The sequence below is a fragment of the Alkalibacillus salilacus genome (assembly GCF_030812915.1).
Taxonomy (GTDB): Bacteria; Bacillota; Bacilli; order Bacillales; family Alkalibacillaceae; genus Alkalibacillus; species Alkalibacillus salilacus.
The window spans coordinates 303,523-325,263 of sequence record NZ_JAUSTQ010000001.1; the positions used below are offsets into that span (position 1 = coordinate 303,523).

At 38.5% G+C, this 21,741-nt stretch carries 21 protein-coding genes and 2 tRNA genes; 1 reads left to right on the forward strand and 22 read right to left on the reverse strand.

The features are described 5' to 3' along the window. Positions 1 to 5: 5 nt before the first annotated feature. The 15 genes from yycF to J2S77_RS01610 all read right to left on the reverse strand — a co-directional run bounded on the left by yycF (position 6) and on the right by J2S77_RS01610 (position 13,323). Positions 6 to 713, reverse strand: coding sequence for a response regulator YycF (gene yycF, locus J2S77_RS01540; protein ID WP_306974210.1), 708 nt, complete (start codon positions 711 to 713; stop codon positions 6 to 8). A gap of 146 nt (positions 714 to 859) precedes the next feature. Then, positions 860 to 2,416, reverse strand: coding sequence for a LysM peptidoglycan-binding domain-containing M23 family metallopeptidase (locus J2S77_RS01545; RefSeq protein WP_306974009.1), 1,557 nt, complete (start codon positions 2,414 to 2,416; stop codon positions 860 to 862). Positions 2,417 to 2,695: 279 nt separating this feature from the next. Next, positions 2,696 to 2,771, reverse strand: a tRNA-Phe gene (locus tag J2S77_RS01550). A gap of 93 nt (positions 2,772 to 2,864) precedes the next feature. After that, positions 2,865 to 2,941: transfer RNA gene (locus J2S77_RS01555), tRNA-Asp, on the reverse strand. Positions 2,942 to 3,141: 200 nt separating this feature from the next. Continuing rightward, entirely contained in the window at positions 3,142 to 4,431 is a 1,290-nt protein-coding gene (locus J2S77_RS01560; RefSeq protein ID WP_306974011.1) for an adenylosuccinate synthase, read from the reverse strand. A 157-nt stretch (positions 4,432 to 4,588) separates the two neighbouring features. Then, positions 4,589 to 5,941, reverse strand: a complete 1,353-nt coding sequence (gene dnaB / locus J2S77_RS01565; RefSeq protein ID WP_306974211.1) for a replicative DNA helicase — start codon at positions 5,939 to 5,941, stop codon at positions 4,589 to 4,591. Between the two features lie 44 nt (positions 5,942 to 5,985). Then, positions 5,986 to 6,432: a 50S ribosomal protein L9 gene (gene rplI, locus J2S77_RS01570; RefSeq protein WP_306974013.1), complete on the reverse strand. Its 447-nt coding sequence runs from the start codon at positions 6,430 to 6,432 to the stop codon at positions 5,986 to 5,988. Continuing rightward, on the reverse strand, positions 6,429 to 8,402 hold the full coding sequence (locus J2S77_RS01575; RefSeq protein ID WP_306974014.1) for a DHH family phosphoesterase: 1,974 nt from the start codon (positions 8,400 to 8,402) through the stop codon (positions 6,429 to 6,431). Before J2S77_RS01575 ends, rplI begins: the two co-directional genes overlap by 4 nt. A 32-nt stretch (positions 8,403 to 8,434) precedes the next feature. Further along, on the reverse strand, positions 8,435 to 9,373 hold the full coding sequence (locus J2S77_RS01580) for a YybS family protein (RefSeq protein ID WP_306974016.1): 939 nt from the start codon (positions 9,371 to 9,373) through the stop codon (positions 8,435 to 8,437). 225 nt (positions 9,374 to 9,598) lie between these two features. Then, positions 9,599 to 9,826, reverse strand: a complete 228-nt coding sequence (gene rpsR / locus J2S77_RS01585) for a 30S ribosomal protein S18 (protein ID WP_167261504.1) — start codon at positions 9,824 to 9,826, stop codon at positions 9,599 to 9,601. A gap of 28 nt (positions 9,827 to 9,854) precedes the next feature. Continuing rightward, complete coding sequence (ssb, locus tag J2S77_RS01590) at positions 9,855 to 10,343, reverse strand: single-stranded DNA-binding protein (RefSeq protein ID WP_306974018.1); 489 nt, start codon at positions 10,341 to 10,343, stop codon at positions 9,855 to 9,857. 12 nt (positions 10,344 to 10,355) lie between these two features. After that, positions 10,356 to 10,643: a 30S ribosomal protein S6 gene (gene rpsF / locus J2S77_RS01595; RefSeq protein ID WP_306974020.1), complete on the reverse strand. Its 288-nt coding sequence runs from the start codon at positions 10,641 to 10,643 to the stop codon at positions 10,356 to 10,358. Between the two features lie 126 nt (positions 10,644 to 10,769). Beyond that, positions 10,770 to 11,870 (reverse strand): redox-regulated ATPase YchF, encoded by a 1,101-nt coding sequence (ychF, locus tag J2S77_RS01600; RefSeq protein ID WP_306974022.1) that lies wholly within the window; start codon positions 11,868 to 11,870, stop codon positions 10,770 to 10,772. Between the two features lie 189 nt (positions 11,871 to 12,059). Next, positions 12,060 to 12,260, reverse strand: a complete 201-nt coding sequence (locus tag J2S77_RS01605; protein ID WP_306974025.1) for a DUF951 domain-containing protein — start codon at positions 12,258 to 12,260, stop codon at positions 12,060 to 12,062. Between the two features lie 37 nt (positions 12,261 to 12,297). Continuing rightward, positions 12,298 to 13,323, reverse strand: a complete 1,026-nt coding sequence (locus J2S77_RS01610; protein ID WP_306974027.1) for a YkvI family membrane protein — start codon at positions 13,321 to 13,323, stop codon at positions 12,298 to 12,300. Positions 13,324 to 13,405: 82 nt separating this feature from the next. On the opposite strand from J2S77_RS01610, the gene yyaC reads away from it, so the two are divergent. Further along, positions 13,406 to 13,999: a spore protease YyaC gene (gene yyaC, locus J2S77_RS01615; protein ID WP_306974029.1), complete on the forward strand. Its 594-nt coding sequence runs from the start codon at positions 13,406 to 13,408 to the stop codon at positions 13,997 to 13,999. Between the two features lie 17 nt (positions 14,000 to 14,016). Here yyaC and J2S77_RS01620 read toward each other — a convergent pair whose 3' ends face one another. The 7 genes from J2S77_RS01620 to mnmE all read right to left on the reverse strand — a co-directional run bounded on the left by J2S77_RS01620 (position 14,017) and on the right by mnmE (position 21,725). Next, positions 14,017 to 14,736, reverse strand: coding sequence for a DUF554 domain-containing protein (locus tag J2S77_RS01620; protein WP_306974030.1), 720 nt, complete (start codon positions 14,734 to 14,736; stop codon positions 14,017 to 14,019). Between the two features lie 122 nt (positions 14,737 to 14,858). Beyond that, positions 14,859 to 15,692: a ParB/RepB/Spo0J family partition protein gene (locus J2S77_RS01625; RefSeq protein ID WP_306974032.1), complete on the reverse strand. Its 834-nt coding sequence runs from the start codon at positions 15,690 to 15,692 to the stop codon at positions 14,859 to 14,861. Further along, the gene (locus tag J2S77_RS01630; protein WP_306974034.1) at positions 15,673 to 16,446 is read right to left on the reverse strand and encodes a ParA family protein; all 774 of its coding nucleotides are present in this window, start codon (positions 16,444 to 16,446) and stop codon (positions 15,673 to 15,675) included. Before J2S77_RS01630 ends, J2S77_RS01625 begins: the two co-directional genes overlap by 20 nt. 190 nt (positions 16,447 to 16,636) lie before the next feature. After that, entirely contained in the window at positions 16,637 to 17,494 is an 858-nt protein-coding gene (gene noc / locus J2S77_RS01635; RefSeq protein ID WP_306974035.1) for a nucleoid occlusion protein, read from the reverse strand. 214 nt (positions 17,495 to 17,708) lie between these two features. Further along, positions 17,709 to 18,431, reverse strand: a complete 723-nt coding sequence (rsmG, locus tag J2S77_RS01640; protein ID WP_306974037.1) for a 16S rRNA (guanine(527)-N(7))-methyltransferase RsmG — start codon at positions 18,429 to 18,431, stop codon at positions 17,709 to 17,711. Between the two features lie 9 nt (positions 18,432 to 18,440). Further along, positions 18,441 to 20,330, reverse strand: a complete 1,890-nt coding sequence (gene mnmG, locus J2S77_RS01645; RefSeq protein WP_306974039.1) for a tRNA uridine-5-carboxymethylaminomethyl(34) synthesis enzyme MnmG — start codon at positions 20,328 to 20,330, stop codon at positions 18,441 to 18,443. A gap of 18 nt (positions 20,331 to 20,348) precedes the next feature. Then, positions 20,349 to 21,725, reverse strand: a complete 1,377-nt coding sequence (mnmE, locus tag J2S77_RS01650; protein WP_306974041.1) for a tRNA uridine-5-carboxymethylaminomethyl(34) synthesis GTPase MnmE — start codon at positions 21,723 to 21,725, stop codon at positions 20,349 to 20,351. Between the last annotated feature and the right edge of the window lie 16 nt (positions 21,726 to 21,741).

Below are 21,741 nucleotides of genomic sequence, written 5' to 3' on the forward strand. Positions count from 1 at the left end.
TCAATCTACTCCTGCTCAGGATTTCGTAGGTAGTAGCCCACACCTCGTCGCGTCACAATCCATGTCGGGTTACTTGGGTTATCTTCAATTTTTTCACGTAAACGACGAACAGTCACATCCACCGTCCGGACATCGCCGTAATAATCGTAACCCCATACGGTTTCAAGTAAATGTTCACGTGTCATGACTTGTCCTATATGTTTAGCTAAATATAATAAAAGTTCGAACTCTCGGTGTGTTAAGTCTACAGGTTCTCCGTAGCGTGTGACGGAATAATTTTCACGGTTAATATCAAGGCCACCGATTTTAATATTAGGAATCGACCCTTGAGGTAATTCTTGCCCTTCTGTCCCGCGACGTCTTAAATTTGCTTTGACACGGGCAATTAGCTCCCGATTACTGAATGGCTTCGTCACGTAATCATCAGCACCTAGTTCTAATCCTAACACTTTATCAATTTCTGAGTCTTTGGCTGTCAGCATTATAATCGGAATTTGATAATCTTGACGAATTTCCCGACAAACTTCCATACCATCTTTCTCAGGTAACATAATATCTAACAAGATTAAATCGGGGTCTTCTTGTTTCGTTAAATTGACTGCTTCGTCTCCATCATAAGCACAGATTACATCATAGCCTTCTTTTTCTAAGTTGAATTTTAATATATCTGCAATGGGTTCTTCATCATCGACAACTAAAACTAAATGTCGCATCATCTGACACCATCCTTAAACGTATTTACTTACTATTCTATCGTAATTTAGCGTAATTGTCTTACTATTTCCCGATTTTTACTATAACTACACTTCCTGGCCCTATTTAAAGAACCTCTAGCTAATATTAGCTAGAGGTTCTAATCTTATTTGAAATAAGGTCCAGGATTAATGGAACTACCATTCTTCTTAAGTTCTAAATGCAGGTGAACGCCAGTTGAACGTCCAGTATTCCCCATCTGACCAATCGATTGTCCTTTTTGGACAGTTTGGCCAACATTGACATCAATCGATGACAAATGAGCGTATAACGTACGGTAACCATTATTATGGTCAATAATAACACGATTACCATGTCCACCCGAATGATATCCCGCTTCAACAACTTTTCCGTTATCAGCAGCTTTGATCGTGCGATTACTGACACCAGCAATATCAATTCCATTATGGTGAGAACCCCAGCGTGGACCATAAGTACTTGTTAAATGACCACCTACAGCAGGCCAAGCGAAGTCACCTGTACCACGTGAAGGAATCACTTTAGTTCCTTCTTTAATAATTTTATCCTGAGCTTCTTTTACGACTTCTTCATCTAATTTTTCCTTAGAGACTTCTTCTCCATTCTCTACTTTAACCTGATATGTGATTTCTTTCTTACCATCAGATCCCTCTTGCTCTACTTCTGATTCACCTTCATAAAGTGAATCAGTATCTTTTGTCACTTCATCGTATTCAATCGTTTCTTCTTCTGTCACTTCTTTCGTATAACTAACATCAACTAGAGAACTCATCCCTTTTACGTCAAGGCTTTGCCCTACTTGAATCACGCTATCTTCTTCTATATCTGAATTTAAGCTGACTAACTCATCAGTGCTTAAATCATGCTTACTAGCAACAGTTGATAATGTTTCACCATCTTTAACTTTATAAGACTGTGCTGTTTCAACGCCTCGTTCAATTAGCTTAGCTAGCTGTTCAACTTCTAGTAATTGTTGAGATTCTACTTTTGTTTCTTTAAATGACACATTTTCAGTGAATCCAACGTCTAATTTAGTAGAACCTTCATCTAGTTCGATGGATTGTTGGAAGTATAATTCTTGATTTTCTTTATCTGGGTTATCAGATAAATCAGTCTCTAATGATGATTCTGGTAGCAACTGACTGATTTTCGCTGATTGATCTTGTTTATCGAATTTCTCTTTTAATAGTTCGAAATCTTGATCAACATCATCTGGTAAATGGTCGTCAATAACTTGGTTGACTGCTTCATTGGCTTCATCTAAATTGTTTACATAACCAAGCACCTGATCATCAACTGTTAATTCAATAGCTGATGCAGCAAATGATAAGTCGTCTTCTAATTTAGTCTTTACCTGATCTGTACCATCTGGCTCTGAGAAGACAAATTCTTCAACGAATTTAATATCCTGAGCTGGTACCAAGTCGATATTATCACCGGACTGAGACTCTTCAGCTGATTGTTCTTGTTCATCTATAAAATCTTGAATATCTTCTTTATTTCCTACCGTTCCTATATGTTTATCATCCATGTAGACGTGGTATACATTTGATAGATTAACGTTTTCACTATCAGCGTGAACCGTTCCGAAGATCAATCCTGCACCTAAAACAGATGTTACAACTATTTTCTTTAGCCAAGATTGATTGAGGAGATTGCTGATTTGTGTCTTATTATGAGACATTAACGTCCTCAAGTTAACCAATTTCTTTTCCCCCAATAAGTTCCTATGTTATTTATATGTTTACTCTATTATATTTAGATAGATTTAAACTGACATTTTACAATGTACCATAAATTCTTTACTAGAATAAACCGTTTTAACACACTTGTAATGAAATTGTATAGAACTTGGAATAAATTTCAACTCCAACCAATGTAATGGTAGTTAAATTACTTATTAATGGATAATATTGTCAATTTATTGATACAAAAAAGACACAGCCTATTAACTGTGTAAAAATGGTGGCTCGGGACGGAATCGAACCGCCGACACACGGATTTTCAGTCCGTTGCTCTACCGACTGAGCTACCGAGCCATATCAAATATTAAAATATTGTCTAATAAATAGTGTTTTGAGTGCTTACAGACTTAGGTGATGATCTTGTTTTCACGTGAAACACGGTTAAAATGGCGGTCCGGACGGGACTCGAACCCGCGACCTCCTGCGTGACAGGCAGGCATTCTAACCAACTGAACTACCGGACCTTTTGCCGACAGATTAAATCTTATCACAGCCCTTTTCTCTTTGACAAGCTATTTTATAAAATTAATAAAAATTCCCGCCTCCTCATACCAGTTGAGGAGGCGGGTTCTTTATATGAGCTCATAATTTATTAAATTAATAGCACTATTTATGAGATATCTTCTTCTACTTATTAAATAAAATCAAGAGATTATTTAATAAGTTACTGGAAAAGTGCGTGACGGACAATTGTCTGGTCTCGGTCTGGTCCAACTGAAAAGATTGAAACACGTGTCTGAGTTAAAGCTTCGATGCGCTCAATATAATGTTGTGCCGCTTCAGGTAAATCGTCAAATGAACGGACATTCGATAAATCATCCTGCCAGCCTGGCAAAGTCTCATAAACTGGTGTACATGACGTTAACGTTTGGTGAGTCGCTGGATAGCTCTTGATTGTTTCACCATTCACATCATAACCAACACAAATTTTCACTTGGTCTAGTCCTGATATTACGTCTAATGAATTCAATGATAAATCAGTCACACCACTTGTCCGACGAGCGTGGTTTAAGACAACCGCATCAAACCAACCGACACGACGAGGACGTCCTGTTGTCGTACCGTATTCGCGTCCAACTTCTCGGATTTGCTCACCGACCTCGTCATCTAACTCTGTAGGAAACGGGCCGTCTCCTACACGTGAAGTGTAGGCCTTTGAAACACCAATAATTCGATCAATCTTATTTGGACCGATTCCACTTCCTGTTGCAACGCCAGAAGCTGATGTGTTCGATGAAGTCACGTAAGGATAAGTACCATGGTCGATATCTAACATGACACCCTGTGCCCCTTCAAACAAGACATCTTGGCCTTCGTTTAGAGCTTCATCTAATATAAATGATGTATCTGTTACAAACGGTGCTAATTGTTCGCCATAAGCTCGGTATGTTTCGTAAATTTCTTCAGCATCTAGCGGCTCTGCATCGTATAATTTGGTTAATAAGTGATTTTTCTCTTCTACTTCACGAGTCACTCGTGCATATAGCTCGTCAGGTTCAATGAGATCTGCGATTCGAATACCTTGTCGGTTAATTTTATCACTATAGGCAGGACCAATCCCTTTTTGAGTTGTGCCAATTTGAGCTTCTTTCCCTTTAGCCGCTTCTTGCAAACGATCTAGCTCAATATGATAAGGCATAATCACGTGAGCACGGTTGCTAATGCGTAAATGGTCTAAGGTAATCCCGAATTCCTTTAGATAATTCATTTCCTTATTCAAAGATTCTGGATTAATGACCATGCCGTTGCCTAATAAACATAGTTTATCAGGGTTAAACACACCTGATGGAATCAAGTGGAGTTTATACGTATCTCCATTAAATTGAATCGTATGGCCAGCGTTATCGCCACCTTGATAACGTGCGACAATATCTGCTTGTTTCGCTAAGAAATCTGTAATTTTACCTTTTCCTTCGTCTCCCCATTGCGTTCCTACAACCACTGCTGTCGTCATGCTGATTCCTCCTAAACATTCCGATATCTTTTTCATCCACGGCTATATTATCATAAACAAGATACCTATTGAAACAAAATCCGAATAAAACTTTAATTAAATTTGATAATGTACGTATTTATGGCAAAAAATAACCTACACATCTTAATGGTGTAGGTTATGCTGGTGGAATATCTGCATCACTATAACGCCTGTCCAAATCAACGAACTTGTTGTACTCTTTCACAAAAGCCAGTTCAACTGTACCGACAGGACCATTACGTTGCTTAGCAATGATAATCTCAATAATATTCTCTTTTTCGCTTTCTTCTTCATAATAATCATCACGATATAAGAAACCGACGATATCAGCATCCTGCTCAATACTTCCTGATTCACGTAAATCAGACATAATCGGTCGTTTATCTTGGCGTTGCTCGACCCCACGCGATAACTGGGATAGTGCGATCACAGGAACGCCCAACTCAAGCGCTAACGCTTTAAGTGAACGTGATATTTCGGACACTTCTTGTTGACGACTCTCACTGCCTCCAGGAGAACCTTGGATTAACTGTAAGTAATCAATCATGATCATGCCTAAGCCTTGATCTTGTTTAAGACGACGACATTTTGAGCGAATCTCGTTAATCTTAATACCTGGCGTATCATCAATATAAATCCCGGCGTTTGATAAACTACCCATAGCCATCGTTAATTTACCCCAGTCTTCATCTTCAAGCTTACCAGTACGGAGACGTTGGGCATCGATATTACCTTCCGCACATAGCATACGGCTAACGAGTTGTTCACCGCCCATCTCCAGACTGAATAAGGCAACATTTTCTTGAGCATTAATCGCCACGTTCTGAGCAATATTTAACGCAAAGGCCGTCTTACCTACAGATGGCCTGGCAGCAATAATCACGAGGTCATTTTTCTGAAAGCCAGATGTAATATTATCTAAATCATTAAAGCCTGTCGCAACCCCCGTCACATCTTCATCATTATAGTGTAATTGTTCAATATTATCATAAACATTGACTAAAACATCTTTAATATTACGGAACTTACCTGAGGATTGAGCTTGTGAAATATCTAAAATTGATCGTTCCGCATAATCAAGTAATTCAGTGACGGCTTCATTTTCTTCAAATGTTTTCGTTACTATTCCTGTAGCAGATGAAATAATATGTCGTAAAGTCGATTTCTCTTTTACGATCTGAGCGTAATATTCAATATTAGCTGCCGTTGGGACTGAATTAGCAATGTCTGTTAAGTATGAGACACCACCTATATCATTCAACATGTCGGCATTTGATAATTCGGTTGTCACGGTTACTAAATCAATCGGTTCGCCCCTGTCCATTAACTGAACCATCATTTCAAACACGCGCTTGTGACTTACCCGATAAAAATCTTCAGGTAAGATAATTTCACTCGCAGTCACAACAGCATTCGGTTCTAGAAATATTGCCCCTAAAACAGCTTGTTCTGCTTCTATATTATGAGGCGGGGTGCGATCGTTTGTCATATCTTCAGCCACATTCGTTCCTCCTCTTCACCGGAGTGCTTCCCTTACTTCTCTGCGACGTGTACCTTTAACGTTCCTGTTACATCTGGATGTAATTTGACTGGAACATTTGTGTAACCTAGTGTGCGAATAGGTTCATCGAGTTCAATCTTACGTTTATCAATTTTGATATTATAGTTTTGCTTTAATTCATCAGCAATGTGCTTACTTGTTACAGAACCAAATAAACGGCCACCATCGCCTGATTTCGCAGATAATTCAACGGTTAAGTCCGCAAGTGTATCTTTTAGTCGTTTGGCCTCATCTAGCTCTTCTTGCTCTTTTTCTTCTTGTTTCTTCTTCTGTCCTTCTAGCTGTTTGAGATTTCCTTTTGTCGCTTCAACTGCTAGATTGTGTTTCAGTAAATAGTTACGTGCATAACCTTCATTTACGTCTTTTACTTCACCTTTTTTGCCTTTACCTTTAACGTCACTTGTGAAAATTACCTTCATGACGAATTCCCTCCTTGCATATAGTCATCGATGATATCTCGTAATTGTTCTTCTACTTGTTCAATGGTCGTATCCTCTAATTGAGTCGCCGCATTCGTTAAGTGGCCACCACCGTTCATTTTCTCCATCAAGACCTGAACGTTAATATCACCTAATGAACGAGCACTAACACCAATTTGATTGTCACTTCGTTCGGAAATGACAAAGGATGCTTGCACCCCATCCATCGTCAGTAACGTATCAGCTGCTTGTGCGATAATAATCGGCCCATAACTCTCGCCTTCATTACCTTTCGCAATCGCGACACCTTCTTTAAAGATCGTCGCATTCTTAATCAGTTCGCTTCGTTTCACATAAACGTCTAGATCTTCTTTAAGCAGCTTTTGAACGAAAACGGTGTCTGCCCCTTTCGACCTTAAATAAGACGCTGCATCAAACGTTCTCGACCCTGTACGTAATGTGAACGACTTCGTATCGACAATGATGCCAGCTAATAGAGCTGAAGACTCGAGTGTACTTAATTTCACCCGTCCATCTTGATATTGTAACAACTCTGTTACGAGTTCTGCAGTTGATGAGGCATATGGTTCCATATAAACGAGTGTCGGATCATTGATGAACTCTTCGGCCCGTCTATGGTGATCAATCACCACAACATGTTCTGTTCGATTTAATAATTTTTCTTCCATCACCATCGACGGTTTATGCGTATCGACAACGACAATAAGCGTATTCTTCGTCACCATATCTAACGCTTCATCTGGTGAGACGAATTGTTCAGCTAACGAGTCATCTTCATCTATTTCATCGATTAACTTTTGAACACCTGTATTCATGCCATCTCGATCAAATACAACATAGCCTTCTTTATTATTTTGTTGAGCCAGTTTTAAAATACCAACCGATGAACCAATCGAGTCCATATCCGGCATTTTATGACCCATAATTAGTACTTGCTCGCTTTCATTAACCAATTCCCGTAATGCATGAGAAATAACTCGTGCACGGACGCGTGTGCGTTTCTCCATTGGGTTAGTTTTACCACCAAAGAATTTCACTTTTCCGTGTTCATCTTTGATCGCAACTTGGTCACCACCACGACCTAAGGCTAAGTCTAAGCTTGACTGTGCCATGTCACCCAATTCTCGTAAATCAGCCGTCCCTCTTCCTATACCAATACTTAAGGTTAACGGAACATTTTGGTCAGAAATCAATTCACGAACATCATCTAGTATTTCAAACTTACTTGATTCTAACTTCTCTAAGATTTCACGATTCATCACAGCAAGAAAACGTTCCTGTGACGTCCGCTTCAAGTAAAATCCATACTCTTTTGACCAACGATTTAAAATGGAAGTCACACGTGAATTCATACGGCTTTTCGATGTATCATCCATTGCTTGAGTTAATTCTTCGTAGTTATCTAAATAAATAATGGATAAAACCGTTTCTTCATTTTGGTAACGTGTTTCTAAGTCTGCGTACATGGTTCGGTCGAAGAAATAAACGAGTTTTTCTTCTCGCTTAATGACAGCACGATAAACCTTGCCGTCAATTTCTATACGTAGTTCATCATCTTCATCTTTAATCGCTTTAATAAGGTCATCAGATAAGTCTGATAAACTCTCTCCGATTAAAGTATCGTCCGCTTCCATAAAGTCATTCATGTACGGATTGGCCCACTCAATTTGGTACTCATCATTATACAAGACGATTCCAAAAGGCATCTCTAATAGTGCCTCTTCACCGACCTTTTTCACTCGGTAGGATAGCGTTGAAATATATTGCTCAATTTTACGTTTCAAACGGTCTTCCGCTCTTAAACCTGAGACAATAATCAAGGCAAAAACAACCGTTAAAACGATCCCAACGATCCAATGATAATAAAATACAATACAGAGTAGGACAACCGTTAACACGTGTAATAGCCAAATGGTTCTATTTGTGATTAACTTTTTGACATCATTCATAACACGTCATCTCCTAAGATGAAGTTTATCACTTATTTGTTTCCTTCAAGTCTTTTCCGTAATTGCAACCCTAAATCAATGATTCCAATCATTCGTAGCGGAAATACGAGCAAAAACGGAAACAGCACAAATGCAATTACAACAATAATTGGAATTGATTTATTCCAATTTTTATAATGTGTATAGTAAAAAGTAAATGATAAGCCTTGTAATACTAATAACAACCCTGGTAGGGCGTACAGATTAGTGGCTGCTAAGTACATCGTATCAGCTGGATCGGTATAAATCCATGACATAATAATACCTAGCAAGAAAAACCATATAATACTCGTTGGAAATGAAAAGTCCCTAAATGGTGGGAACTTGTAATTCCTCTTTTCTTTACGATTCATCCATTTATAACTTAACCACTGCGATACGAAAGCCAAGAAAAGACCAACCAACACCATCAACGTTGGTAATAAATAAATCAATTCTTGATACCCTTCTCTAACGATCTCTAAATCTTCAGATGAGACATCGACTCCAATGTCTTCGACAGTTGAAACTGTTGTATCTATTGATTCTTCCATGGACGCTTCAAACTGTCCTACCCAATCCATATTAAAGATCAGTTGGGTTGATGCATAGACAACGGCTAATGTCACAACAAAAGCGATCGTTCCCTTGGCTAAAACTTCATACGGATGTTGATTTTGATTAATAGCAACACCAATCATTAACCCACCTAGGCCCATAATGAGGACGAACGGTAGCGTAAACCATGTTAGTAACATACCTATAGCCAAAACAAACAGCCACAGAAACAGCGCTGGTTTAAAACCATACTTCGATGAAAAAATAATCATCGGAATCGGTAAAAGGATTATGGTTAGAACACTAATCATGGGCACAAAGAATGTAACCATCAATAACCCTAAGAAAGTTAAACCATATGTGGCGGCATGTTGAATGATTCGTTTGTCAGTCATAGCTGGCACCTCAATTAATCTGTTCATTTCAATTTGTCAGTCGCTTATTACTATTTTACCAATGATCACTTCAAAATGTAAAAACAAACCACTAAGATAAAGTTATATCTATCATATATGAAATAACACTTAATGAACAGACATAATATGACGTTCTAATTATGTAGTTGAAGAATAAATAAAATGGTGTTGTAAATCCGATGATTTACAACACCATTTGATAACTTATTCGTTAACGTATGGCAATAAAGCCATTTGTCTAGCGCGCTTAATAGCTACTGTTAATTTACGTTGATACTTGGCAGACGTTCCAGTTACACGGCGAGGTAAGATTTTACCACGCTCTGAAATGAAACGTTTTAGAAGATCAACATCTTTATAATCGATGTGTGTAATGCCGTTAGCTTTGAAATAACAAACCTTACGACGTTTGCGTCCACGACGTGCTGCCATTTGAGACTACCTCCTTTAAATGATGATTTTAAAATGGTAAGTCATCGTCTGATAAATCGACTGGTTCACCACTATCTTCAAATGGATTCTGTTCTTTTGATTGTGATTGTTGCTGCGGTTGATACCCGCCTTGATTTGATTGTTGCGCTTGGTTTGATGTGTTTCCAGGTTGTCCACCTTGTTTACCCTGGTTGCTGTTTCTTGACTCAAGGAATTGAACACTTTCTGCTACAACTTCGGTCATGAAGATTCGTTTACCTTCTTGATTGTCAAAGCTGCGCGTTTGAATACGTCCATCAACCCCAACCATACTACCTTTACCCATGTAGCTAGCTAGGTTCTCCGCTTGTTTTCGCCAAATAACACAATTAATGAAATCCGCTTCTCGTTCACCTTGTTGGTTAGAGAAAGGGCGATTTACAGCTAATGTGAAATTAGCAACAGCAACACCATTCGCTGTATAACGTAGTTCAGGGTCTTTCGTTAACCTACCTACTAATACTGTACGATTTAACACATCAAACACTCCTTATTGTTCGTCGCGAACTGCCATGTGACGAATAATGTCATCAGTGAACTTCGCTTGACGATCGAATTCTTCGATAGCTGCCGAGTCGCCTGTGAAATTAACCACAACGTAATAGCCATCACGATAGTCATTAATTTCGTAAGCTAAACGACGCATACCCATTTCATCTACATTTTCGATCTCCGCACCATTATCAGTTAGGACTTTGTTGAAACGCTCGGCAACAGCTTGGCGAGCTTCTTCCTCCATGTCTGGGCGGATGATGTACATGATTTCGTATTTATTCATCCGTCTTCACCTCCTCTTGGACTTAGCGGCCCATTAAATAGGGCAAGGAGTAATTTTTCTTGTCAATTACTCACATCATAAGATTATAACAAAAACTAAATGCAATGACAACCATTGATCAAGTCTTTATACGTTAAATCGGAAATGAATGACATCGCCGTCTTTCACAATGTATTCTTTTCCTTCCAAGCGAACATTGCCTTGTTCTTTAGCTTTAGCCATTGAACCAGCTTCCATCAAATCATCGTACGAAACGGTTTCCGCACGGATAAAACCACGCTCAAAGTCAGAGTGAATCACACCAGCTGCTTGTGGTGCCGTCATACCTTTCTTGAACGTCCAAGCACGAACTTCCTGCTCACCCGCCGTAAAGAACGTTGCAAGACCCAACATATCGTAAGACGCTTTTATCAATTGATCTAATCCTGCTTCTTCGATCCCTAATTCATCTAAGAATTCAGCTTTCTCTTCGCCTTCTAATTCAGCGATTTCTGATTCAACCTTAGCACAAACCACGATTACGCCGGCACCTTCATTAGCCGCGTACTCTTTCACCTGTTGCACCTTTTCATTCTCATCAGCTTCTAGCAGTTCGTCTTCACCCACATTAGCTACATATAAAATAGGTTTAATCGTTAATAAATGAAGCGATTTAACATACTTCATTTGCTCTTTAGTGAATTCAATCGCTCTTGCAGGTTGCTCTGCTTCGAACGCTTCTTTCAATTTCTCCAGCACTTCATATTCATACTGCGCATCTTTATCTTTTTGCTTCATTAACTTTTCAACTTTTGGCAATCGTTTCGTTACAGTTTCTAAGTCAGCTAAAATGAGCTCTAAATTAATCGTTTCTATATCGCTAATTGGATCTACACGTCCTGAAACGTGTGTGATATCATCATCCGCAAAACAACGCACAACGTGAGTAATCGCATCTACTTGGCGAATATGCGATAAAAACTGGTTTCCAAGTCCCTCGCCTTTACTAGCACCTTCAACAATGCCGGCGATATCTGTGAATTCAAAAGCGGTTGGAATTGTTTTTTGAGGTTGTACGAGTTCTGATAAATTAAACAAACGTTGATCTGGCACTTCTACGATTCCAACATTTGGGTCAATCGTCGCAAACGGATAATTTGCTGATACTGCTCCAGCTTGTGTAATTGCATTAAATAATGTTGATTTCCCTACGTTTGGTAAACCAACAATCCCTGCTGTTAATGACATGTTTTATTGCACTCCTTCAATTTTCCGGTCCCAATTTCAAGATTAGTCATACCAATTATAGTGATTTATATAGAAAAAAACAACCGCTACGAAAATCAAAAAAACAAAGGCATTAGCACCTTTGTTTTTCTTAAAATAAAGGTTATTTGTATTTTCTCAAAAATTTATCGATTGTTTCACGTGAAACATTTATGATTTTTCTTCATTTTTAATCACTTTTTTTACATTCTTATTGAATTTTTTCCGAGGGATCATAACACTATGGCCGCACCCTTGGCATTTAATGCGGATATCCATGCCCATGCGAATGATTTGCCATTCATTAGAGCCACATGGATGCTCTTTTTTCATTTCTACATAATCATGTAACTCATACTCTGGTTGATTCATCATCCTACCTCCCGTTCATTCTTACACTTATAGTTTATCAAATTTTGTGCTGCTTCGCTCGTTTAATAATAGGAAATAATAATAACATAGCTAAGACATAAAGATTTATAACACCGTAAAGGGGGTATAGAAAACTAATTAAATTTGAAAAACCTACAAAAGTAAAAGGTAAAGCTAGTCCAATGATTAAGATGCCTAATTTCCCTTTACTAAAGTCAATCTGTGATTGAAGCCGTGCGATTAACCCAAATAAACTAGTTAAGGCTGTAGTGTAAATCGCAAATACTAATAATCCAGTCATCCCAAAAAATATTTCAATTCGATATCCATAAAGGATCGCAAATAATGGAATGTCGTAAAAATATAATTGGTCAGCCACTTGAATTAAGCTAATATTATATAAATAGGATAATACACCTAAAATCAGGCCACTCCCGATACTTGCAATATATATTTCTAAATAACTTGTAATCTTCTTCCCTATTGCCCCCAACACTGCTATTAATGGTATCACATTCAATGATGTAAATGGAATAGAAGCCATCCAATTATCCTGATCAGCTAGATCATGATAAAGTAACGGAACATCTTCTCGCCAAATAAACAGAATAAGCACAACACCTAAAGCAACAATCATCACAGGTAGTAACAGTCGATTGATTGATAGAATGCCATCCATCCCTCTAGGTATAATGACCAGCAAACCGACCACCATACAGATCACACCCACAATCGTTGGCCAATCAAATACAGCAACTGTCGCGCCACTCCCTGATATCATAACAAATATCGTTGTAAATAAATATAACAAGACACTCCAGTCATAAAATTTCGCCCACCGCTCACCCACTAACCGTTTTAATAGCGGCATGTAATCTTCACTATTAAGTTCATAACTCAAGGTTAATATGGCGTGACAACTCAAAGTAAATAGTATTGCAAATAACACGATAGCTAAACTACTTTCATGACCGAAAAACTCCCAGATCTCACGTCCTGAAGCATATCCCGCTCCTATCATAGTTGCGACAATTAAACCAATCCATTGAATTCCTTTAGCCATACACGTCCTCCGCCTCATATTACGTATAAAAACAACAGCTTATCCATATACTATTTATACATATGCTGAAGGAGTGACGCCTATGCGAGAGTCAGAAGACGATTATCTATTTTCTGTGCACTACCAAGAGCCACATATTACTTGGAAATTAACTAACCAAATCCAACAATCGATTCATAGCCCTAATTGTGAGATTATCATTTTATGCATCGGTACTGACCGGTCAACGGGTGATAGTTTCGGACCCTTAACTGGTAGTTTTATTCATCAACGGCAGCATGACCAATTTATTATCTATGGCACACTTGATCACCCTGTTCATGCGAAGAATCTAGAGGAAATCTTAAATAATATTAATAAAACCTTCGAAAAGCCTTTTATCATTGCCATAGATGCAGCTTTAGGCTCCATTGAGTCTCAACACTCGATCATTGTTGAGCGTGGTTCTATGTTACCTGGGGCTGCTACCGACCAATCAATTCCTGCAGTTGGCGATTTATCTATTAAAGGCATCGTCAATGTGGGAGGGGTTATGCCATTACAAGTGCTTCAAAGCACCCGTTTATCTATTGTTATGGAATTAGCAAAAACAACAGCTCAAGCCTTATCCTTACTAAACTATCGTTTACGTCACATTAGAGATACACAAACAAAACCCGCCCAATCAAGCTCATGATTGAGACGGGTTTTCTGCTAAAATAATAATTCAACTTGCGTATAGGCATATAAAATAAAACCAACTGTAATAAGGCTAGGTAATAAGTTAGCTACACGAATATTAGTCACTTTAATTAAATTCAAACCAATTGCCACAATCAACAGACCTCCTGTCGATGTCATATCTTCAATAAATAAATCGAGAAATGATTCTGAGACAAAGCGATCGATTTGTGTGGCGAATAATGCTATGCCACCTTCATATAATAACACTGGAATAGCTGAAAAGATGACCCCTATCCCTAAAGTGGTCGTTAATACAAGTGCTACAAAGCCGTCAATTAACGACTTGGTAAATAACACCTCATGGTCCCCCCTTAAACCACTATCGAGCGCGCCCACCACAGCTAAAGCACCAATAACAAATATAAGTGATGCTGTTACAAAGCCTTCTGCAATTCTAGATTCTGAGTGAGTATTATTTTTGAATTTTGCTTCGATAAAGCCACCCAAACGATTTAATTTCTCATCAATATCAAACAGCTCGCCAATAATAGCACCTGTTAAGAGACTGAGCAAAATAACCACGATCCGATCTGATGTCATACTCATTGATAACCCAATTAATATGACAGTTAGACCAATTCCGCTCATAACTGTCTCTTTAAAACGCTCAGGGATACGACTAAAAAACAAACCTATTAATGTACCAACTACAATGCCAAACCCATTCACAATAGGCCCAAGCAATTCCATATGTATCACCACACTTTAAAGCAATCGTTAATGTTTCACGTGAAACATTGGCTTATCTTTAATACTTAACCAATTTCAATTTGAAAAAAGAGCCTATCCTTCTATAAAGGATAGACTAAATATTAAGCATTCGTTAATAATTCAATAATGCGATCTAGATCTTCTCGATCAAAATATTCGATTTCGATTTTCCCTTTTTGCTTTCCTTGTTGAATATTAACACCTGTGCCGAGCCGTTCTTGCAGCTCAGATTCCTTTGAGGAAATGAAAACGTCTTTCTTCTCTTTCGTTTTCTTTTTAGGCTTATTATTCAACTTCGTAATCAACTGTTCAGTTTGACGGACGTTTAAGCCCTCTTTACGGATTTTCTCTGTTACTAACATTAACTGCTCTTCATCCTTAATTGACAAGAGCGCTCGCGCATGCCCCATTGATAGTTCTTTACTATTTACTAGAGCCCTCACCCGTTCTGGCAAGGATAATAAACGAACCATATTAGCAATATGCGGACGACTTTTACCTAGACGCTTCGCTAAATCATCCTGTCTAATCTTTAATTCATTGATTAAACGATCAAATGCTTCCGCTTCTTCTATCGGACTTAGGTCTTCACGTTGTAGATTTTCGAGTAATGCCAACTCCATCATTTGTTCATCTGTAAGTTCACGAACAACTGCTGGAATTGTTGTTAAACCGGCTTCTTTAGACGCACGGAAACGTCTTTCACCAACCACAATTTCATACCCTTTAATCGCTTGACGGACAATAATGGGTTGCAGGACGCCGTGTTCTAAAATCGAATCTTTTAATTCTTCAATAGCCTCTGTATCAAATACTTTACGGGGCTGATATGGGTTCGGCCGACATTGACTCATATCAACTTCTTGAACCGATTCAGCATGGTAATCGACATCTTGAAAAATAGAATTTAGTCCTTTACCCAACCCTTTGGCCATTGGCAATCACTTCCTTCGCTAAGTCACTATAAACTTCTGCACCTTTTGATTTTGAATCATACTGAATAATAGGCTCACCATGACTTGGTGCCTCACCTAAACGAACATTTCTCGGTACAACTGAATCAAACACTTTGTCTTGGAAGTATTTCTTCACTTCTTCGATCACTTGTATGCCTAAATTCGTACGCGCATCAAGCATTGTTAATAATACACCTTCGATTTGCAAATGTTGATTCAATCTTCTTTGAACTAAACGAACCGTATTAAGTAATTGACTCAATCCCTCTAGTGCGTAATATTCGCATTGGACAGGTATAATCACGCTATCTGAAGCTGTTAAAGCATTTAAAGTTAATAATCCAAGTGATGGTGGGCAATCAATAATCACAAAATCATAATCATGACGTATTGATTCTAATGCCTTGCGTAACCGCAACTCTCTTGAAATCGTAGGTACAAGTTCAATTTCAGATCCTGCTAATTGAATCGTTGCAGGAATCGCATCTAAATTAGGTACTTTCGATGCTACACAGACAGAATGTGCATCCTCTTCTTCTATTAAAATATCGTAAATACATGAGTCTAAATCACCTTTATTGATTCCGACACCACTTGTTGCATTCCCCTGTGGGTCAATATCAACAAGTAATACCTTATAATTCAAGTTTGCTAAGCAAGCACTTAAATTCACTGCTGATGTTGTCTTTCCAACGCCACCTTTTTGGTTAGCTATGGAGATTACTTTGCCCATAATGTCACCTGCCTAAATTTAAACATCGATATTAGTATTCTATCATGAAAAGCTCGTTTCGAGTATAAATACCTTAAGTCTTTTCTTATTAAAAATAGTCTTATATTCAATCCTTCACTAAAATTAACCTTGTATGAAGTGAAAAAAGTCCCATCTTTACATTAAAGATGGGAAAAACAAATGTTGTTCTTTATTTCTTTGGTAATTTAATCGTAATCTGGTAATAATCTTCGTCATCTTCTTCTTTGGTTTCTACATCCATACCTGTATCTTGTACCATACTAAGAGACTGACGAATTGTATTAAGCGCAATTCTTATGTCTTTATTAACGCCCTGAACTTTTGGCTTTGATTTTTTCTTTTCATCAGTCTTTTCTTCCGGATTGAGAATCGATTCAACTCGATCCTCTGCTTGTTTAACACTTAATTGTTCTTCAATAATCTGTGATAAAACTTGTTCCTGCAACGTTTCATCTTGAAGTTGAATCAACGCTCTAGCATGTCGTTCAGAAATTTGCTTGTTTAGTAGAGCTTGTTGAACAACACTTGGTAATTTTAACAAACGCATCTTATTAGCAATCGTTGACTGACTCTTACCTAAACGTTGCGCTAATGCTTCCTGTGTAAGCCCATGTGAATGAAGTAATTGATCATATGCAATTGCTTCTTCTATGACGGTCAATTCCTCACGCTGTAAGTTTTCAATTAAAGCAACTGACGCTGTCTCCGTATCGGTCATGTTCTTAACAATAGCAGGTATTGTTTTCCAATCTAATGTTGATACAGCACGCCATCTGCGTTCACCAGCGATCAATTCATATGATTCACCGTCTTGTAATTGACGAACGACAATCGGCTGAATCATTCCGTGGGTATGAATTGTTTGGGCCAATTCAGCAATTTTATCTTCATCAAAAATCGTTCTTGGTTGATATTGGTTTGGCTCAATACGTTGGATTTCTAAATCAACCACTTCATTCGTCTGAATTTCATTTTGCGAATCGTCTTTCGTTTCCCCTTTGCCAAACAACCTACTTAGCGAACTCATCCTGTTGGCACCTACCTTCTACAACTCTCTTAAGCTATGTAAAAAATGAAATGTTTCACGTGAAACATTTCATTTCTATCATTACTCAACAACTTATTTAAAACCGTCTCAATCTATGCACTCTATTATTATAATACCATAGAATGAATCGAAATATAAAGAAAAACTTCTAAATAATCAATCGCCACTATCCGTCAAAAACTGCACAAACCAATCAAGATTCGATCGGATCTTTGTTTGGTGTGCCAGGTTTTCTAGGATATTTATTAGGTGTTTTTCGTTTTTTGTTGACCAGGACAATATGGCGATCGCTTTGTTCAATTGGTAGCTGAAATTTAGACGTTTCAACTAATTCACCACCTAAAGCTTTAATCGCCATACCACCTTGCTCAAGTTCTTCATTTATATCGGCACCTTTCATCATCATGAATGTGCCACCTGTTCGAACGAGTGGTAAGCATAATTCACTTAAAACTGATGTTCTCGCAACCGCTCGTGCTAGTACAAAGTCAAATGATTCACGAAACTTGGTATTTTTACCAAATGATTCAGCACGATCATGATAAAATGCAACATCAGATAGATTTAATTGATCAGCTAAATGATTTAAGAAAGTGATTCGCTTTTTTAGCGAATCGACAATCGTGATTTGTAAATGTGGATACACTATTTTGAGCGGAATCGATGGAAATCCAGCCCCTGCCCCTACATCACAAATTGATAAAGGTTCTGAAGCAAAATCGGTATAAAAAGCAGCTGAAATGGAATCAAAAAAATGTTTTAAATAGACATCTTCTCGATTTGTGATCCCTGTCAGGTTCATTTTTTCATTCCATTCAACTAACACGTCATAATACGTTCGAAATTGCTGTAATTGTGTTTCAGTTAATGAAATTCCTTGCGCTTGCAAGGCCTCTTGGAATTGATTTTCGTTCATAAGCACCCTCTATTCATTCGCTGCTACTTTAGCATGCTTACCCTGCTCTAGATAAACGAGTAAAATGGAAACATCTGCTGGGTTAACGCCTGATACGCGTGAAGCTTGCCCCACTGATAATGGACGTACACGTTTTAGACGTTCTCGTGCTTCAGTTGCTAAGTTATCTACATCGTCATAATCAAGATTTTCCGGAATCTTCTTATTCTCCATTTTACGCATCTTATCGACTTGTTGGTTAGATTTCTTAATATAACCTTCATATTTAACTTGGATTTCAACTTGTTCTTCTACATCTGCTGGTAATTCATGATCATGTGGTGCCAATTGCACGATCGTTTCATAAGTCATTTCAGGTCGACGCAGAAGATCAACAGCTAAGACACCATCTTTTAACGGTGAACCGCCTTTATCTTGGATCGTTTGTTGCACATCTTCTGTTGGTTTCAAACGAACCTCTGATAAGCGTTTAATTTCCGCTTCAATTAGTTCTTTCTTGTGATTAAATCGTTCATAACGTTCGTCTGGAATTAATTCCATATCATAACCGATATCTGTTAAGCGTAGATCGGCATTATCGTGACGTAACAACAGACGATATTCAGCACGTGATGTTAATAAACGGTAAGGTTCATCCGTACCTTTAGTTACGAGATCATCAATCATGACTCCAATATAAGCCTGTGAACGATCTAAGATAAGCGTTTCTTTATCAAGCGCTTTAGCCGCTGCGTTCACACCAGCCATTAGGCCTTGACCTGCCGCTTCTTCATAACCACTTGTGCCATTAATTTGACCGGCTGTAAATAAGCCATCGACTTTCTTCGTTTCAAGTGTTGGCCATAATTGTGTCGGCACAACAGCATCGTATTCAATCGCATAGCCTGCACGCATAATTTCAGCATTCTCTAATCCTGGAACTGTTTCAAGCATTTCTTTTTGAACATACTCAGGTAGTGAAGTTGATAACCCTTGCACATACACTTCGTCTGTATTGCGTCCTTCAGGTTCTAAGAAAACTTGGTGACGTGGCTTATCATTAAAACGTACGATCTTATCTTCGATTGATGGACAATATCTTGGTCCAGTTCCACGTTCAGCACCTGAATACATCGCAGATTTTGCTAGATTATCATCGATGATTTGGTGAGTAACTTCACCTGTATACGTGAGCCAGCACGGAATTTGATCTAAGATATACTCAGTTGTTTCATAAGAAAACGCACGTGGTACTTCGTCTCCTGGCTGGATTTCTGTTTTAGAATAATCAATACTATGAGAATTCACACGCATTGGTGTTCCTGTTTTGAAACGTACAATATCAAAGCCTAGATCATCTAACTGTTCAGACAGTGTGATGGTTGGTCGTTGATTGTTAGGTCCACTTTCATACTCAATGTCACCAATCAACACTTTACCACGCATAAATGTACCTGTCGTAACAATCACTTGATCTGCATAATAACAAGCTTTCGTTTCTGTTTTAACGCCTTTAACAGCACCATCTTCAACGAGTAATTCTTCAACCATACCTTGTCTTAGGGTTAGGTTTTCTTGATTTTCAAGCACGCGTTTCATTTCTTGTTGATACAATACTTTGTCAGCTTGAGCTCGCAGTGCACGAACTGCTGGGCCTTTACTTGTATTGAGTAAACGCATTTGAATATGGGTCTTATCAATCGTTTTACCCATTTGTCCACCTAGTGCGTCGATCTCACGAACAACAACGCCTTTAGCTGGACCGCCAACCGATGGGTTACATGGCATAAAAGCAATCAAATCAAGGTTTAGTGTGAGCATTAACGTTTTTGCTCCACGTTTAGCTGCAGCTAAACCTGCTTCGACGCCTGCATGACCCGCACCGATGACAATAACATCATAACGTCCTGCTTCATACATGACGATAACCTCCTTTAATTATTTTCCTAAACAGAACTGGGAGAATAACTGATCAATGAGTGATTCACTCACATCTTCACCGATAATTTCACCGAGTAATTCCCACGTCCTTGTAATATCTATTTGAACGAGATCTAATGGCATTCCCATTTCCAATGACTCTAAAGCATCATCCAACGCTTCGTTCGCTTGTTCTAATAGTTGGATATGACGCACGTTCGAAACATAAGTCAGATCACCTTGGTCAACTTCACCATCGAAGAACGTATCAGCAATTGCTTGCTCTAATTCGTCAATGCCTTGTTCCTCAATAAGTGATGTTGTAATCACAGGTGAACCTTGGGCTACTTCTCTTACTTCGTCCATATTAATTTGTTGGTCTAAATCTGTTTTATTCACAATAGCAATTGAGTCAAGATCCTTAGCTGCCTCGAATAAAGCTCGATCCTCTTCAGTTAATGGTTCATTGCCATTTAAGACAAGTAAAATTAAGTCCGCATCTTGTAGTGCCTGGCGAGAGCGTTCTACTCCGATCTTTTCAACAATATCCTCTGTTTCACGGATTCCTGCTGTATCAATCAGGCGTAACGGGACCCCACGCACATTGACGTATTCTTCAATGACATCACGCGTTGTTCCAGGCACCTCTGTCACAATCGCTTTATCATCATGAGCTAATATATTCATTAAGGAAGATTTTCCAACATTCGGCTTACCAATAATGGCTGTTCCAATTCCTTCACGCAAAATTTTCCCTTGCTTTGCGGTTCTTAATAACGTGTGAACTTCACTTTTAACGTTTCGAGCGCGTTCTTTTAACAACTCATTCGTCATTTCTTCAACGTCATCATATTCTGGATAATCGATATTCACTTCTACATGCGCAACCGTTTCAATCAATTGTTGGCGCAAATCACGGATTAATTGTGATAACCGTCCATCCATTTGTTTCAAAGCCAGCGACATCGCACGGTCTGTTTTGGAACGAATTAAATCCATGACCGCTTCAGCCTGTGACAAATCAATTCGACCATTTAAAAAGGCACGCTTCGTAAATTCACCTGGTTCAGCTAAGCGAGCACCGTAACGTAGTACAAGTTGTAAGACACGGTTAACTGAAACCATGCCGCCGTGACAGTTGATCTCAACAATATCTTCACGGGTGAAGGTTTTAGGCGCCTTCATCACGGAAGCCATCACTTCTTCAACTTTTTCATCGGTTTTCGGATCGACTAATGTGCCATATTGAATGGTATGACTATCTACTTGTGTTAAATCTTTATTTGAAAAAACATGATTTGCGATGGCTAACGCTTCATCACCACTTAAACGAACAATCGCAATTGCCCCTTCACCAAGTGGTGTCGAGATCGCTGCTATCGTATCTTGTTCCATAACCTTCACCCCTTTC

Excerpts from the sequence above, each read along its gene's own strand:
- yycF (WP_306974210.1), bottom strand. The coding sequence starts at position 713 with ATGCGACATTTAGTTTTAGTTGTCGATGATGAAGAACCCATTGCAGAT.
- J2S77_RS01545 (WP_306974009.1), bottom strand. The coding sequence starts at position 2,416 with ATGTCTCATAATAAGACACAAATCAGCAATCTCCTCAATCAATCTTGG.
- J2S77_RS01560 (WP_306974011.1), bottom strand. The coding sequence starts at position 4,431 with ATGACGACAGCAGTGGTTGTAGGAACGCAATGGGGAGACGAAGGAAAA.
- dnaB (WP_306974211.1), bottom strand. The coding sequence starts at position 5,941 with ATGACAAACGATCGCACCCCGCCTCATAATATAGAAGCAGAACAAGCT.
- rplI (WP_306974013.1), bottom strand. The coding sequence starts at position 6,432 with ATGAAGGTAATTTTCACAAGTGACGTTAAAGGTAAAGGCAAAAAAGGT.
- J2S77_RS01575 (WP_306974014.1), bottom strand. The coding sequence starts at position 8,402 with ATGAATGATGTCAAAAAGTTAATCACAAATAGAACCATTTGGCTATTA.
- J2S77_RS01580 (WP_306974016.1), bottom strand. The coding sequence starts at position 9,373 with ATGACTGACAAACGAATCATTCAACATGCCGCCACATATGGTTTAACT.
- rpsR (WP_167261504.1), bottom strand. The coding sequence starts at position 9,826 with ATGGCAGCACGTCGTGGACGCAAACGTCGTAAGGTTTGTTATTTCAAA.
- rpsF (WP_306974020.1), bottom strand. The coding sequence starts at position 10,643 with ATGAATAAATACGAAATCATGTACATCATCCGCCCAGACATGGAGGAA.
- ychF (WP_306974022.1), bottom strand. The coding sequence starts at position 11,870 with ATGTCATTAACAGCAGGGATTGTTGGTTTACCAAACGTAGGGAAATCA.
- J2S77_RS01605 (WP_306974025.1), bottom strand. The coding sequence starts at position 12,260 with ATGAATCAACCAGAGTATGAGTTACATGATTATGTAGAAATGAAAAAA.
- J2S77_RS01610 (WP_306974027.1), bottom strand. The coding sequence starts at position 13,323 with ATGGCTAAAGGAATTCAATGGATTGGTTTAATTGTCGCAACTATGATA.
- yyaC (WP_306974029.1), top strand. The coding sequence starts at position 13,406 with ATGCGAGAGTCAGAAGACGATTATCTATTTTCTGTGCACTACCAAGAG.
- J2S77_RS01620 (WP_306974030.1), bottom strand. The coding sequence starts at position 14,736 with ATGGAATTGCTTGGGCCTATTGTGAATGGGTTTGGCATTGTAGTTGGT.
- J2S77_RS01625 (WP_306974032.1), bottom strand. The coding sequence starts at position 15,692 with ATGGCCAAAGGGTTGGGTAAAGGACTAAATTCTATTTTTCAAGATGTC.
- J2S77_RS01630 (WP_306974034.1), bottom strand. The coding sequence starts at position 16,446 with ATGGGCAAAGTAATCTCCATAGCTAACCAAAAAGGTGGCGTTGGAAAG.
- noc (WP_306974035.1), bottom strand. The coding sequence starts at position 17,494 with ATGAGTTCGCTAAGTAGGTTGTTTGGCAAAGGGGAAACGAAAGACGAT.
- rsmG (WP_306974037.1), bottom strand. The coding sequence starts at position 18,431 with ATGAACGAAAATCAATTCCAAGAGGCCTTGCAAGCGCAAGGAATTTCA.
- mnmG (WP_306974039.1), bottom strand. The coding sequence starts at position 20,330 with ATGTATGAAGCAGGACGTTATGATGTTATTGTCATCGGTGCGGGTCAT.
- mnmE (WP_306974041.1), bottom strand. The coding sequence starts at position 21,725 with ATGGAACAAGATACGATAGCAGCGATCTCGACACCACTTGGTGAAGGG.